19 protein-coding genes are annotated in these 13,015 nt (G+C 41.3%); 2 read left to right on the forward strand and 17 right to left on the reverse strand.

The annotated features are described in order from the left end of the window. The first annotated feature begins 21 nt into the window (after window positions 1–21). Window positions 22–810: an AraC family transcriptional regulator gene (locus Aru01_RS06135; protein WP_016654907.1), complete on the forward strand. Its 789-nt coding sequence runs from the start codon at window positions 22–24 to the stop codon at window positions 808–810. On the opposite strand, the gene rrtA is transcribed toward Aru01_RS06135, so the two are convergent. From rrtA to Aru01_RS06150, 3 genes are all read right to left on the reverse strand, one after another. Next, window positions 807–1,406: a rhombosortase gene (gene rrtA, locus Aru01_RS06140; protein ID WP_016654906.1), complete on the reverse strand. Its 600-nt coding sequence runs from the start codon at window positions 1,404–1,406 to the stop codon at window positions 807–809. The two genes, Aru01_RS06135 and rrtA, sit on opposite strands and share 4 nt — an antisense overlap. Before the next feature lie 473 nt (window positions 1,407–1,879). After that, window positions 1,880–2,293: a hypothetical protein gene (locus Aru01_RS06145; RefSeq protein WP_155757916.1), complete on the reverse strand. Its 414-nt coding sequence runs from the start codon at window positions 2,291–2,293 to the stop codon at window positions 1,880–1,882. After that, window positions 2,277–2,537, reverse strand: a complete 261-nt coding sequence (locus tag Aru01_RS06150) for an FAD assembly factor SdhE (RefSeq protein ID WP_016654904.1) — start codon at window positions 2,535–2,537, stop codon at window positions 2,277–2,279. The genes Aru01_RS06145 and Aru01_RS06150 overlap by 17 nt, the downstream gene beginning before the upstream one ends. A gap of 186 nt (window positions 2,538–2,723) precedes the next feature. Here Aru01_RS06150 and Aru01_RS06155 point away from each other — a divergent pair, with 186 nt between their 5' ends. Continuing rightward, window positions 2,724–3,896, forward strand: coding sequence for an acyl-CoA dehydrogenase family protein (locus tag Aru01_RS06155; protein ID WP_016654903.1), 1,173 nt, complete (start codon window positions 2,724–2,726; stop codon window positions 3,894–3,896). A gap of 40 nt (window positions 3,897–3,936) precedes the next feature. Here the strand turns inward: Aru01_RS06155 and Aru01_RS06160 are convergent, their stop codons facing one another. From Aru01_RS06160 to rplF, 14 genes are all read right to left on the reverse strand, one after another. Next, window positions 3,937–4,746 (reverse strand): alpha/beta fold hydrolase, encoded by an 810-nt coding sequence (locus Aru01_RS06160; protein WP_016654902.1) that lies wholly within the window; start codon window positions 4,744–4,746, stop codon window positions 3,937–3,939. 142 nt (window positions 4,747–4,888) lie between these two features. Continuing rightward, window positions 4,889–6,385, reverse strand: a complete 1,497-nt coding sequence (locus tag Aru01_RS06165) for a flavin-containing monooxygenase (protein WP_016654901.1) — start codon at window positions 6,383–6,385, stop codon at window positions 4,889–4,891. Between the two features lie 184 nt (window positions 6,386–6,569). After that, window positions 6,570–6,947, reverse strand: a complete 378-nt coding sequence (gene rplQ, locus Aru01_RS06170; protein WP_016654900.1) for a 50S ribosomal protein L17 — start codon at window positions 6,945–6,947, stop codon at window positions 6,570–6,572. A gap of 18 nt (window positions 6,948–6,965) precedes the next feature. Continuing rightward, entirely contained in the window at window positions 6,966–7,973 is a 1,008-nt protein-coding gene (locus tag Aru01_RS06175) for a DNA-directed RNA polymerase subunit alpha (protein ID WP_016654899.1), read from the reverse strand. A 17-nt stretch (window positions 7,974–7,990) separates the two neighbouring features. Then, complete coding sequence (gene rpsD / locus Aru01_RS06180; RefSeq protein ID WP_016654898.1) at window positions 7,991–8,614, reverse strand: 30S ribosomal protein S4; 624 nt, start codon at window positions 8,612–8,614, stop codon at window positions 7,991–7,993. Window positions 8,615–8,626: 12 nt separating this feature from the next. Beyond that, the gene (gene rpsK, locus Aru01_RS06185; RefSeq protein ID WP_001040166.1) at window positions 8,627–9,013 is read right to left on the reverse strand and encodes a 30S ribosomal protein S11; all 387 of its coding nucleotides are present in this window, start codon (window positions 9,011–9,013) and stop codon (window positions 8,627–8,629) included. A gap of 19 nt (window positions 9,014–9,032) precedes the next feature. After that, on the reverse strand, window positions 9,033–9,389 hold the full coding sequence (gene rpsM, locus Aru01_RS06190) for a 30S ribosomal protein S13 (RefSeq protein ID WP_016654897.1): 357 nt from the start codon (window positions 9,387–9,389) through the stop codon (window positions 9,033–9,035). Between the two features lie 105 nt (window positions 9,390–9,494). Next, a complete protein-coding gene (gene rpmJ / locus Aru01_RS06195; protein WP_000867907.1) occupies window positions 9,495–9,611 on the reverse strand; it encodes a 50S ribosomal protein L36 in 117 nt (38 codons plus the stop codon). A gap of 20 nt (window positions 9,612–9,631) precedes the next feature. Next, window positions 9,632–10,942, reverse strand: a complete 1,311-nt coding sequence (gene secY, locus Aru01_RS06200; RefSeq protein ID WP_171068151.1) for a preprotein translocase subunit SecY — start codon at window positions 10,940–10,942, stop codon at window positions 9,632–9,634. A 45-nt stretch (window positions 10,943–10,987) separates the two neighbouring features. Continuing rightward, the gene (rplO, locus tag Aru01_RS06205; protein ID WP_016654895.1) at window positions 10,988–11,428 is read right to left on the reverse strand and encodes a 50S ribosomal protein L15; all 441 of its coding nucleotides are present in this window, start codon (window positions 11,426–11,428) and stop codon (window positions 10,988–10,990) included. 3 nt (window positions 11,429–11,431) lie between these two features. Further along, window positions 11,432–11,608: a 50S ribosomal protein L30 gene (gene rpmD, locus Aru01_RS06210; protein WP_016654894.1), complete on the reverse strand. Its 177-nt coding sequence runs from the start codon at window positions 11,606–11,608 to the stop codon at window positions 11,432–11,434. A 6-nt stretch (window positions 11,609–11,614) separates the two neighbouring features. Beyond that, on the reverse strand, window positions 11,615–12,112 hold the full coding sequence (gene rpsE / locus Aru01_RS06215; protein ID WP_016654893.1) for a 30S ribosomal protein S5: 498 nt from the start codon (window positions 12,110–12,112) through the stop codon (window positions 11,615–11,617). Window positions 12,113–12,114: 2 nt separating this feature from the next. Further along, window positions 12,115–12,465: a 50S ribosomal protein L18 gene (gene rplR, locus Aru01_RS06220; RefSeq protein WP_016654892.1), complete on the reverse strand. Its 351-nt coding sequence runs from the start codon at window positions 12,463–12,465 to the stop codon at window positions 12,115–12,117. A 14-nt stretch (window positions 12,466–12,479) separates the two neighbouring features. Continuing rightward, window positions 12,480–13,013: a 50S ribosomal protein L6 gene (gene rplF / locus Aru01_RS06225; protein ID WP_016654891.1), complete on the reverse strand. Its 534-nt coding sequence runs from the start codon at window positions 13,011–13,013 to the stop codon at window positions 12,480–12,482. Window positions 13,014–13,015: the final 2 nt, after the last annotated feature.

A 13,015-nucleotide genomic window follows, 5' to 3' on the forward strand; every position in this document is an offset into this window, starting at 1 on the left:
CAATTTTTTATTGAGGATGTCATGGCAACGTTATTAACACATGGATATGACGATTATGAGGTATTTGCATTCGCTCAATGCTATACACATGGTCATACTGAAACTTGGCATCAACACCCGTATATTCAATTAATTCATACATTAACTGGAGTTATTCGGGTTGAAACAACCGAGGGAACTTGGATCTGTCCCCCAGGCCGAGGACTGTGGATTCCAGCAGGAAAAAAACATGCTTTACATGTCAGCGGACAGGGAAATATACGTGGTGTTTGGATTAAAGCCAATGCGCGAAAAAACCTTGCAACGCACTGTTCTGTCGTCAATATCTCAGCTCTACTGCGCGAGTTAATTTGTGCTGCGTTAAACATTGACGAGCCCATCCAAACGAATAGCCGCAATGAACGGTTATTACAATTGATTCTAGATGAAGTCACTTTACTGCCAAGCCTAGCTTTTCATCTGCCTGAGGCGCGAAGTCCAGCCTTAATTCAACTTTGTCAGAAAATTCGTGACAACTTGGCTTTTGATTGGACCTTACATCATGCTGCAGCAACAGCTGCAATGAGCAGTAAGACATTGTCACGCCACTTCCAAAAAGAACTGAACATGAATTTTGCACAGTGGATTCGTCAAGCAAAACTACTTCAGGCCATGACTGAACTTAGCCAAAATAAGCCGATCTTACATATCGCTCTCGACCTTGGATATGACAGCCCTAGTGCATTTAGTGCAATGTTCAAACGTGAAACTGCGATGACGCCGAGCGAATACATGGCTCAATTCAGCCAACCACTAGATCATAAGCGTTAAAGTTTGGTCTTGTTCTGATGTGTAATGCGTTGTTTAAACCAAGTCCAAGACATAAACATGCCAGCAAAAACTGCACCCCAAACAGCACCTAATACATGTGCTTCAGTCAATACAGGACTACCAATCAAAGCTGCTGTCTGACTTGGGGCAAAAATGTTTTCTCCCACAAGCTTGATCAAAACCAATGCCAAAATCAGTAATGCAAACTTACGCTCTTTAGCAAACTGCAAATACAGCAATGCAACTGCGACATAAATTCCATGTAGCACTCCTGAAAAACCGGCATAGGCTTGAATTGATGGATAAATAAAATAAAAACTCAGGCTGATTGCCATCGGTAAAAATAAAATTAAGCTCAACAGATAACGATTTTTAAAACGAGGAAAAATAAAAGGTAAACATATGAATGCCAGCATGTTCAGTAGATAATGAATCCACCCAACATGCACCCAATGTGCCGTCCAGATACGCCAAGGCTCAACCCACAAATCATATCGCCAGTAAATAAAGTAAGGTTGAAACACCTGTAGTGATGCTGAAATCAACATACTACTTGCGATTAAGGCACTCTTCTTCTTTAATTCAATTTCTTGCATCTTCCCTTCCCTCTACACTGCGCTTAGAAGTTAAGTTTATTAATGAACAAACAAGTTTGTTCAAATAAAGATCAACACTTAGAATTATCCTTCTAATATTACTCAATTTTATTATTAAGCAGTACTTCTTATTACATAAATTTCAGACAAAAAAAAGTAGCACTGCGACGGTTCTGCACATGCTACTTGTAAAGCGGTAAATCCACGAGGGATAAATTTGATTTCAAACATTGGTGGCTTTTTATTGATGCTTCACAGCATATCTAACTAAAAAACCTAATTAATCCTATTAAGAACCAACTATGTGTTCGAATAGAAGTAATATACACCATAATTTAGTTCATATGTACTTTATTGTCTAACAATTGCATTAATTAATTAATTATTCTTAATTTTGAGATAAAAATCACACTATCTAGTTAATATGTAAAGTTTAATTTAATTTTTTTTATTTGAATGCAAAAAATCGCTTTTTAACTTAGCTTAGCTCGTGCTTTCATACTTTTTAAGGCAAGCCTTGATAACTGATCAACCCAAATGATCAGGTCTTTTTCCGATTTTTGTCGTGTCGTGATAATGAAGTACAACTGATAGTCTGTAATTTTTATAATTTCAATTGTTTGGATTGATTTTGTCCCAGCGTACTGAAGTGACCACAGCATTTGATCGAGGTGTGTTAATAGTACAAGTTGTTTTTCTTGAGAAAAATGTCGATATAAACAAAAAAAGCCAACCACAACAAAGAGCAAAAAGATGACACTATGCTGTAGTGCATAAAGTAAAACCAGTATTAGCAGTAGACATCCCCACCCAACAAGCTTAGCCAGACGACTAGGCTTGAGTGGGTAGTCAAAATGTACGTCAGATGGCTTATCCAGCATGGACATAGTGTTTTAACTTCAAAATTAACTGTTTTAGCTCTTCACGCGGAGGTTCCGTTACCTCCATAAACCAATCCAGTAAATCAGGATCTTCTTGTTCAACCAATTCTGCAAATAAAGCTTTTTCATGTGCATCGGCTTGTAAATAGTATGTCTTCACATAAGGATCGAAATAAACATCAATTTCTTTCAAACCGCGACGTGCACGATAAATCACTTTACGCTCTTCGATACTTAGATTCTCAAACATCTTTTATTTTCCTACACTAAACCAAGTTAAAGCACTGCATCAGCTCTGCTGCTCAATACATCACTCAAAATTGAACTGACCAAATCGATCAATATTGATAAAACAAATGAGCATTCATCATATTGAGCTCGCCGCATAATTTCCCTACTGTCATCACAACACAGAAAAAAATTTAGGATAAACAATATGCAAACCAGTCAAATTCGCCCCTTAGCCAATATGTTACCACGACAACTGTTTACAGCGGAACATGAGAGTTTCCGTGAAACTGTTCGGAAGTTTTATGCCAAAGAAGTTGTGCCCAATACTTCAAAATATGAGGCTCAACAACATGTAGACCGCGATCTTTGGTTAAAAGCAGGTGAACTTGGCTTACTGTGTTGTACTATGCCTGTCGAATACGGTGGTTCTGCTGTAGATCGGCTCTATAGTATGATTTTGATTGAGGAGCAAGCCTATGCGCTAGACTCAGCCACAGGTTTTTCGTTGCATTCCGATATCGTCGCAAACTACATCAACAACTTTGGTAATGAACAACAAAAGCAATACTGGTTACCACGTATGGCAACAGGTGAAACTGTGAGTGCCATAGCCATGACTGAACCAAGTACAGGATCAGATCTTCAAGCTATTCGAACAACTGCAGTACTACAAGATGACGAATATGTGATTAACGGATCAAAGATTTTTATTACCAATGGCTATCTTTGCGATCTTGCAATAGTTGTCTGTAAAACAGGGAATAACGAGAAAGGTTCTGCAAATTTATCATTATTGTTGGTAGAAGCAGATCGTCTAGGTTTTAGCAAAGGAAAGCCTCTACAGAAAATTGGAATGAAAGGTCAGGATACTTGCGAGCTTTTTTTTGACAATGTTCGTGTTCCTAAAGAAAACTTACTCGGAGCAGAAGGCTTAGGCTTTATGATGCTCATGAAAGAACTCGCATGGGAACGCCTAATTGTTGCCATTATCTGTCAATCTGGTGCAGAGGCTGCTCTAGCGCATACGCTTGAATACACCAAGCAACGTACTGCATTTGGTAAAGAAATCTCAAGCTTCCAAAATACACGTTTTAAACTTGCAGAAATGCGCACCGAAATAGATTTTTGCCGCGCCTACTTGGATCGTTGCATGGAACTTCAATTACAAGGAGAGTTGGCTGTCGATGCAGCTGCCGCAGCCAAATATAAAATATCAGAGATGTATTCCAAGGTGGTCGATGAATGCCTACAACTGCATGGTGGATATGGATATATGATGGAATACCCAATTGCACGCGCTTATATCGATAACCGCGCCAATCGAATTTATGCAGGAACCAATGAGATCATGAAAGAGCTTATTTCAAGAACAATGTAGTTTGAACGGCCTTACATGACTAAGCCAAGTGGCATAAAAATCACCCCAATTCATCTATAAAGTCCTGCACAAGTTCGATGACTTTTGCAGGTTTTTCTTGATGTGGAAAATGTCCATAATCCTCTAAAATGCATAGTTCAACAACACCCTGAACCTGTGTAGCGATTTGCTCAGGTTGAGCTTGTGTAGCATATTCATCTACCTTGCCGTGAATTACCTGCACAGGACAATTTACTTGTTTCAATACTTCAGATAAATCCCAAGTAGCAAAATGTGGTGCTAACCAAGTTTCAGTCCACGCGTTAAGCACCCATTTGGTTTTTTCGCCATGATATTTGGCTAAACGCTGAAAAAGTTTTTGGTCTTTAAAGTTTTCTTTTGCTGCCTCAATTCCATCTAAAGTCAGTTGTTCGACTTTGGCTTGAGCTGACATCGAAACTACCGCCAGACACTCGGTTTGATAGTTTGCTGCAATCGACAACGCCATCCCACCGCCAACACTATGTCCAAGAACAATAAATTTGTCTAAATCAAGTGCTTCAACCAGTGTAGCAAAAGCACCCTGTGCTTCAGCCCAAACAAAATCAGCGGGCAAAAAATCAAAGCGCTGACTCGAACGACCAAAACCCAAACGGTCATAAGCGATAACTTGACGCCCAGTTGCATTAGCCAATGCTTGAGGAAACTGTTTCCATAAAGCCACACTTCCCAAAGACTCATGTAATAAAACAATTACAGCTTTGCTCGATTGATGCTGTAGTGAGGCTGAATTTTCAGGTGAAAATTGCTGAAAATAGATTTGGCCTGATTGAAAATTGATATATTGTTCATTTTGTTCGAAAGCACGCAAAATATCATTCCTTGATCAATTATGTCTGTTCATTGAACAAGTTGAAGTAAATGAACTCAACTTACTAGCCTCATTGTAAATTCTACTGATATTAAAAAAGAGGGCTAGAAGCCCCCCCTTTTTTAAATCAACAAAAACAAACTTAAGAGACTAGTTTGATTTTACTTTGGCTTTTCGGCTGACTTTCTGCACGAGTAAATTGCAAAGTTGGGTCATCAAAACCTGCTTTCTTAAGATCTTTTTTATCTGCTAAATAGTTGTTGGTGATTTTCCAAGGTGCATGTTTACCTTGTTTAGGCATAACATTAACTGCACGTTGAATATAACCCGCAGATAAACTACCCATCACGGTATCTTCTAACATCTCACGCTCATCACCTTTAGCAACAACAACATCATAGTTATGTTGATCCATATGATTAAGCAAACGACAGATATAATCCGCTGCGATATCTACTTTTAGAGTCCATGATGCGTTGATATAACCAATAATCATTGCCATATTTGGAATATCACTGACCATAATGCCGTTATACAGCATGTGCTTAGAGGTATTTATTGCTTTACCATCCACACTCGCTTTAATCCCGCCCATAATTTGGATTTCTAAACCTGTTGCATATACAACAATGTCTGCATCTAGATGCTGACCTGATTTTAACTGAACACCAGTTTCGGTAAAGTGATCAATAGTATCCGTTGCAACACTCGCTTTTCCTTCACGTAATGCTTTAAATAAGTCACCGTCTGGCACTACACAAAGGCGTTGATCCCAAGGATTATAGTTCGGGGTAAAGTGCTTCATATCCACTTTACCTTGAAGCTGCATTTCTACAGCCTTTAATAATAATTTCCGCACCAGTTTAGGTTGTTTTTGTGCAATAGCATAAATCCCTCGTTGTACACCGATATTACGTGCACGCGTCAACTGATAAGCAACCTTCTCAGGCAAAATCTTACGCATCTTGTCATAAACTAAGTCTATAGATGGGATTGACGCAATATAGGTTGGTGAACGTTGTAACATGGTGACATGCCCTGCCCCTGTCTTGACCATTGCAGGCACTAGAGTAATCGCAGTCGCACCACTACCGATAATTACAACTTTCTTATCGCTATAATCCAAATTTTCAGGCCAATGCTGAGGATGAACAATCTGACCTTTAAATTGATCTTGCTGTGCAAACTCAGGCTGGAAACCTTGATCATGATTATAGTAACCCGTACAACCAACAATGAAGTTTGCCTGCCATGTTTGTTTCTTCTGATCACGATCAATCAGTTCAACAATCCATTTTTTGATTGAACTATCAAAGTTTGCAGAAACGACTTGATGACCGAAATGAATTTTTTCTTTGAGTTTATACTCATCGATCACTTCGCCAATATAGCCCTTAATTGCATTACCCGAAGCAAGAACACTGGTTTTTTGCCATGGCTTAAAGTTATAACCAAAAGTTGACATATCTGAGTCTGAACGAATCCCTGGGTATTTGAATAAATCCCAAGTACCACCATGAGCTTCACGACGTTCAATAATTTCAAATTGGCGACCCGGACAGTTTCTTAAAACATGCGCAGCAATCCCAATACCAGAAATACCAGCACCAACAATAAGAATATCTACATTTTTATCCATGTTGTTTTTATACCCTGTGTTTAACTATAACTTATTAAAACATAAAACTGACAATACACAATGTCAACTTCCAACTAATCAAGCTTAATTTATATCACTTAGGGACAAAACTGAATTTATATTTATTTTAGGCAAAGAAAAAGGCCAGTTTATTCAACTGACCTTCTTTTCAGAATAATAAAACTTATTCTGCTGAAGTTTTCACTTCACGATCTACAAGCTCAACATAAGCCATTGGTGCAGCATCACCTGCACGGAAGCCAGCTTTGAGCACGCGTAGATAGCCGCCGTTACGTTCTTTATAACGAGGGCCAAGTACGGTAAATAATTTACCAACGGTTGCAGCTGAACGGGTACGAGCAAATGCCAAGCGGCGATTTGCTACAGTGTCGTTCTTCGCTAGCGTGATTAAAGGCTCAGCAACACGACGTAATTCTTTAGCTTTAGGCACAGTCGTTTTAATCAACTCGTGTTCAAACAAAGAATTAGCCAAGTTTTGGAACATCGCTTTACGATGGCTGCTGGTACGGCCTAATTTCACACCACTATTACGATGACGCATGGTGATAGTCCTACTTAATTAACGGCTACGATAGGCGAAACGATCGTCCATACGGAGACTAGCCGGTGGCCAGTTCTCTAAACGCATGCCGAGTTGTAAGCCTTTAGAAGCCAGAACATCTTTAATCTCAGTCAACGATTTTTTACCGAGGTTAGGAGTTTTCAACAACTCAACTTCAGTACGTTGTACGAGATCACCGATGTAGTAAATATTTTCTGCTTTCAAACAGTTAGCAGAACGAACAGTTAGCTCTAGATCATCTACTGGACGAAGCAAGATAGGGTCAACTTCTTCACGAGGTTCTTGAGCAACAGGTGCTTGATCTTTCTGAAGATCAACAAAGATTGCAATTTGTTGTTGCAAGATTGTTGCCGCTTTACGGATAGCTTCTTCTGGATCAACAGTACCATTGGTTTCAAGATCAATAACCAGTTTATCAAGGTCAGTACGTTGTTCTACACGCGCATTTTCAACGGTGTAAGAAACACGTTTGATCGGGCTATAAGATGCATCTAACTGTAAACGTCCAACTGGGCGTGTTTCTCCTTCAGGAAAACGAGAGTCAGAAGTTTCATAGCCACGGCCTTGAGAAACTTTCAAGCGCATTTTAATTGCGCCTGAAGCACTTAGGGTGCCGATTAAATGTTCAGGGTTAACCACTTCAACATTATGCGGTAAACGAAGATCCGCAGCGGTAATATCGCCAGGACCTTGTTTTTCCAATGTCAAATATGCTTCGTTCTGATCGAACAGCTTAATAGACAACCCTTTAAGGTTCAGCAAGAGCTCGACGATGTCCTGCTGCAAGCCTTCTAAAGTACTGTACTCGTGTTCGACACCTTCAATCTCAACTTCAACCGCGGCAGCGCCTGGTAAAGAAGATAGAAGGATGCGACGTAAAGCATTACCTAAAGTATGACCGAAGCCACGCTCTAAAGGTTCCAGAATCACTTTTGCCGAGGTCCCGCTAGCCGCTTCGACCTTGATCGCTTGCGGTGTTAGAAACTCGTTTGCAGTACGCGTCATTATTGCTACCTCAAGGATTATTTAGAATACAATTCTACAATCAAGCTTTCGTTGATTTCAGCAGGTAAGTCAGAACGATCTGGTGCAGCTTTGAATGTACCTTCAAGTTTTGAATGGTCAATTTCCATCCAAGACGGAGTACCACGTTGAGCAGCTAATTCAATTGCGTTTTTAATACGTAATTGTTGTTTAGCGCCTTCGTGAACTGCAACTACGTCACCAGCTTTAACTTGAATTGACGCAATGTTAACACGACGACCATTCAATGTAATGCTACGGTGAGATACGAGCTGACGAGCTTCTGCACGTGTAGAACCAAAACCCATGCGATAAACAACGTTATCGAGGCGGCTTTCAAGCAATTTCAACAAGTTTTCACCAGTTGCGCCTTTAACACGAGCTGCTTCTTTATAGTAGTTACTAAATTGACGCTCTAACACACCGTACATACGACGTACTTTTTGTTTTTCACGTAATTGTAGCGAATACTCAGATTGTTTCGCGCGGCTTTGACCATGTTGGCCAGGAGCTTTCGCATGTTTTTTTGTTTTGACGTCAAATGGTTTAACGCCAGATTTAAGCTGCAGGTCTGTCCCTTCGCGACGAGAGAGTTTGCATTTTGGACCAATATAACGAGCCATGAATGTTTCTCCTTACACGCGACGTTTTTTAGGTGGACGGCAACCGTTGTGAGGAATCGGCGTCACATCGGTAATGCTGTTGATTTTATAACCCACTGCGCCTAATGCACGAACCGCAGATTCACGACCAGGACCAGGACCTTTTACAAGGACGTCCAAGTTTTTCAAACCGTAATCTAAAGCTGCTTTACCAGCAACTTCAGCAGCTACCTGAGCAGCAAACGGAGTTGATTTACGTGATCCACGGAAGCCTTGTCCACCTGAGGTAGCCCAAGCCAATGCATTACCTTGACGATCGGTAATCGTAACAATGGTGTTATTAAAAGAAGCGTGAATGTGAGCAACACCTTCAGAGACGGTACGGGTGACCTTCTTGCGTGTGCGAGTATCTTTTGCCATCTTTTAGCTTCCAGAAATCTTACTTTTTAATCGGTTTGCGCGGACCTTTACGGGTACGTGCGTTAGTTTTGGTGCGTTGTCCGCGAACAGGCAAGCTGCGACGATGACGAAGACCGCGGTAGCAGCCTAAATCCATTAAACGTTTAATGTTCATGGAAATTTCGCGACGTAAGTCACCTTCGGTAGGAACCTTAGCAACTTCAGCACGAATCGCATCAAGCTGAGCATCATCTAATTCACGGATTTTAGTTGTTGGAGCGATACCAGCAGCAGCTAAGATATTCTTAGCAGTGTGACGACCTACACCAAAAATGTACGTGAGAGAGATAACAGCATGCTTGTTATCCGGAATGTTTACACCGGCAATACGAGCCATTCAAATTCTCCAAAAAGGCAGTAGAGATAATCAACCGCCCCACAAAATCTTGAGGGGCGGATATTAACCTAATTTGCCTACTGAAATCAACAGGTCTTAATTAAATTAACCTTGACGCTGCTTATGACGAGGTTCAGCGCTGCAAATTACGCGAATCACCCCATTACGACGGATAACTTTACAGCTACCACAAATTTTCTTTACAGAAGCTTGAACTTTCATAATGAAACCTCTAAGTGCGCTTATCCCTTAGGATGAGCAGTCGTTTTTTTCATTAATGATTGATTATCATACTGATGTGAAGTTAAGTGTGCTTGAAGCTGAGCCATGAAGTCCATAACGACCACGACAACGATCAGCAAAGAGGTACCACCCAAATGGAATGGAATACCAAATGAACTTTGCAAAATCATAGGCATCAAGCAGATCACTGTAATATAAATCGCACCAATGAATGTCAAACGATTAAGAATATGATCTAAGTAACGAGCAGTTTGCTCACCTGGGCGAATACCAGGTACATAAGCTCCGCTGCGTTTCAAATTCTCTGATACTTCCTTAGGACTGAAAACCAGCGCCGTATAAAAATAGCAGAAAAATATAATTAACGCACCAAAGAGCACCAAATAAAAAGGCTCTCCAGGTGACAATTTTAAAGACAACTCTTGTAAGAAACGCTTTGTGAATCCAGCATTTGGATCAGCACTTCCTACCCATTGTCCTAAACTTGCTGGAAAGAGCAGTAACGAACTGGCAAAAATTGCAGGAATCACACCCGCCATATTAATTTTTAATGGCAAGTGCGTTTGCTGCGCAGTAAAGACACGACGTCCTTGCTGTTTTTGCGCATAGTTAACAGGTATACGACGCTGTGCTTTTTCAATAAAAACAATAGCTGCAAGTACCGCAATTGAGAGTAGACCGAAGACCACTAAACCAATCATGTTTACATCCGGAGAAGTAACTGATTGGATAACTAAATTTGGTAAACCTGCCACAATACCCGCAAAAATGATCATGGAGATACCATTACCAACACCACGTTCGGTAATTTGTTCGCCTAACCACATCAAGAACATTGTCCCAGCAATTAACGATGTTAATGCAGGAATGTAAAATGCGAGGCCACTGGTCAAAGTAATACCTTGACTAATCAAGCCTGCGCACATACCAACGCCTTGAACGAATGCAAGTAGAAGTGTGCCGTAACGCGTATATTGATTGATCTTACGCTTACCCTGCTCGCCTTCTTTTTTCAATGCCTCTAGCGAAGGAACAATAGACGACATCAACTGCACGATAATCGAAGCAGAGATGTACGGCATGATCCCTAACGCCAAAATAGACATTCGTTCTAATGCTCCGCCTGAGAACATGTTAAACAAGCCTAAGAAAGTACCTTCATTAGCCTTAAAAAACTGTGCTAGGGCGACATTATCAATACCTGGTAACGGAATATGCGCTCCTAGTCGAAAAACCACCAACGCACCAATTAAGAACATTAATCGACGGATAATTTCACGATATTTAACATGAAACGGCTGGCCTTTCATCATGTGGACATGACCTGAAGAACTAGGAGACATACTCACTCGCAATTACTCCTCGACTTTACCGCCAGCAGCTTCAACAGCAGCTTTAGCGCCTTTAGTCAATGCAACACCTTGTACAGTGAATGCACGAGTGATCTCACCAGAAAGAACAATACGTGCACGTAACATATCTTTACGTACTACGTTCGCAGCTTTCAAAGTTTCGAGGCTAACGATATCGCCTTCTACTTTAGCAAGTTCAGATAAACGTACTTCAGCAGTTTTCAAAGCGATTTGGCTAGTAAAACCGAACTTAGGAAGACGACGGTAAAGTGCAGTTTGACCACCTTCAAAGCCTGGACGAACGCCACCGCTTTTACGTGATTTCTGACCCTTAACACCGCGACCACCAGTTTTACCAACACCAGAACCGATACCACGACCTACGCGAAGATTTTCGCGCTTAGCACCTTCAGCAGGTGCAAGTTCATTTAAACGCAGAGTCATGGCTTATTCCTCTACACTAACCATATAGTAGACTTTGTTGATCATACCGCGGTTAGAAGGCGTATCTTGCACTTCTACAGTATGACCAATACGACGCAGACCCAAACCTTGTAGGCAAAGTTTGTGATTTTTCAAACGATGCGAAGAAGATTTGATCTGGGTAACTTTAATCGTTTTCATGATTGATTACCCTAAAATTTGTTCTACAGAAAGGCCACGTTTAGCAGCAACTTTCTCTGGAGTAGTCATGTCACGCAAACCATTGAAAGTTGCGTTCACAACGTTAGCAGCATTGGTAGAACCATAGCATTTCGTCAACACGTTACGTACACCAGCAGCTTCAAGTACAGCACGCATAGAACCACCAGCAATTACGCCAGTACCTTCTGAAGCAGGCTGCATGAATACACGACTAGCGCCATGACGAGCATGAACAGTATGTTGTAGAGTGCCATCAACCAAGTCGACAGTGATCATGTTGCGACGAGCAGCTTCAAGTGCTTTAGAAATAGCAGCTGGAACTTCACGTGCTTTACCACGACCAAAACCTACACGACCATTACCATCGCCTACCACAGTCAATGCTGTGAAAGAGAAGATACGACCACCTTTAACAACTTTGGCTACACGATCAACGGCAACCAGCTTTTCAACGAGACCTTCGTTTTGTTCAACTTTCGCCATGATTAGAACTCCAAGCCGTTTTCACGGGCAGCATCAGCCAAAGCTTTAATACGACCATGATATTTAAAACCAGAACGGTCGAATGCAACTTTTGTAACACCAGCTGCTTTAGCACGTTCTGCGATTAAAGCACCTACTTTAGTCGCTGCTTCGATATTACCAGTTGTACCAGCACGTAAAGTTGCATCTAAAGTTGAAGCTTGCGCTAAAACTTTGCCACCATCGGCTGAGATAACTTGAGCATAGATGTGACGCGGTGTGCGGTTTACACACAGGCGAGTCGCACCCAATGCACGAATGTGCAAGCGTGTGCTTTTCGCACGACGCAAACGGGATTGTTTCTTTTCGTTCATAAGAACCTCGCGCCTTATTTCTTCTTAGCTTCTTTACGAAGTACAACTTCATCCGAATAACGTACACCTTTACCTTTATATGGTTCAGGTGAACGGTAAGCACGGATATCTGCAGCAACCTGACCTAACAATTGCTTGTTAGCTGACTTAAGAATGATCTCAGTCGCAGTTGGAGTTTCCGCGGTTACACCTTCAGGAAGTGAGTAATCGATTGGATGTGAATAACCAAGGTTTAAGTGTACAACTGTACCTTTGATCGCAGCTTTATAACCTACACCAATAAGTTGTAGTTTGCGTTCAAAGCCTTCGCTAACACCTTTTACGAGGTTGCTGATTACAGAACGAGCAGTACCCGCTTGCATCCAAGCGTCTTTCGACTCTTTAGCTGGAGCAAACTGAAGCGTACCATCTTCCTGTTTGAGCTCGACCAGCGCATGCAGGTTGAAAGACAAAGTACCTTTGCTGCCTTTCACTTCGACCTGCCGGCCGTTCTGAGTAACTGTTACGCCGTTAGGCACAGTTACTGGGGCTTTAGCCACACGAGACATGA

Source organism: Acinetobacter rudis (assembly GCF_000829675.1).
GTDB classification, from domain to species: domain Bacteria; phylum Pseudomonadota; class Gammaproteobacteria; order Pseudomonadales; family Moraxellaceae; genus Acinetobacter; species Acinetobacter rudis.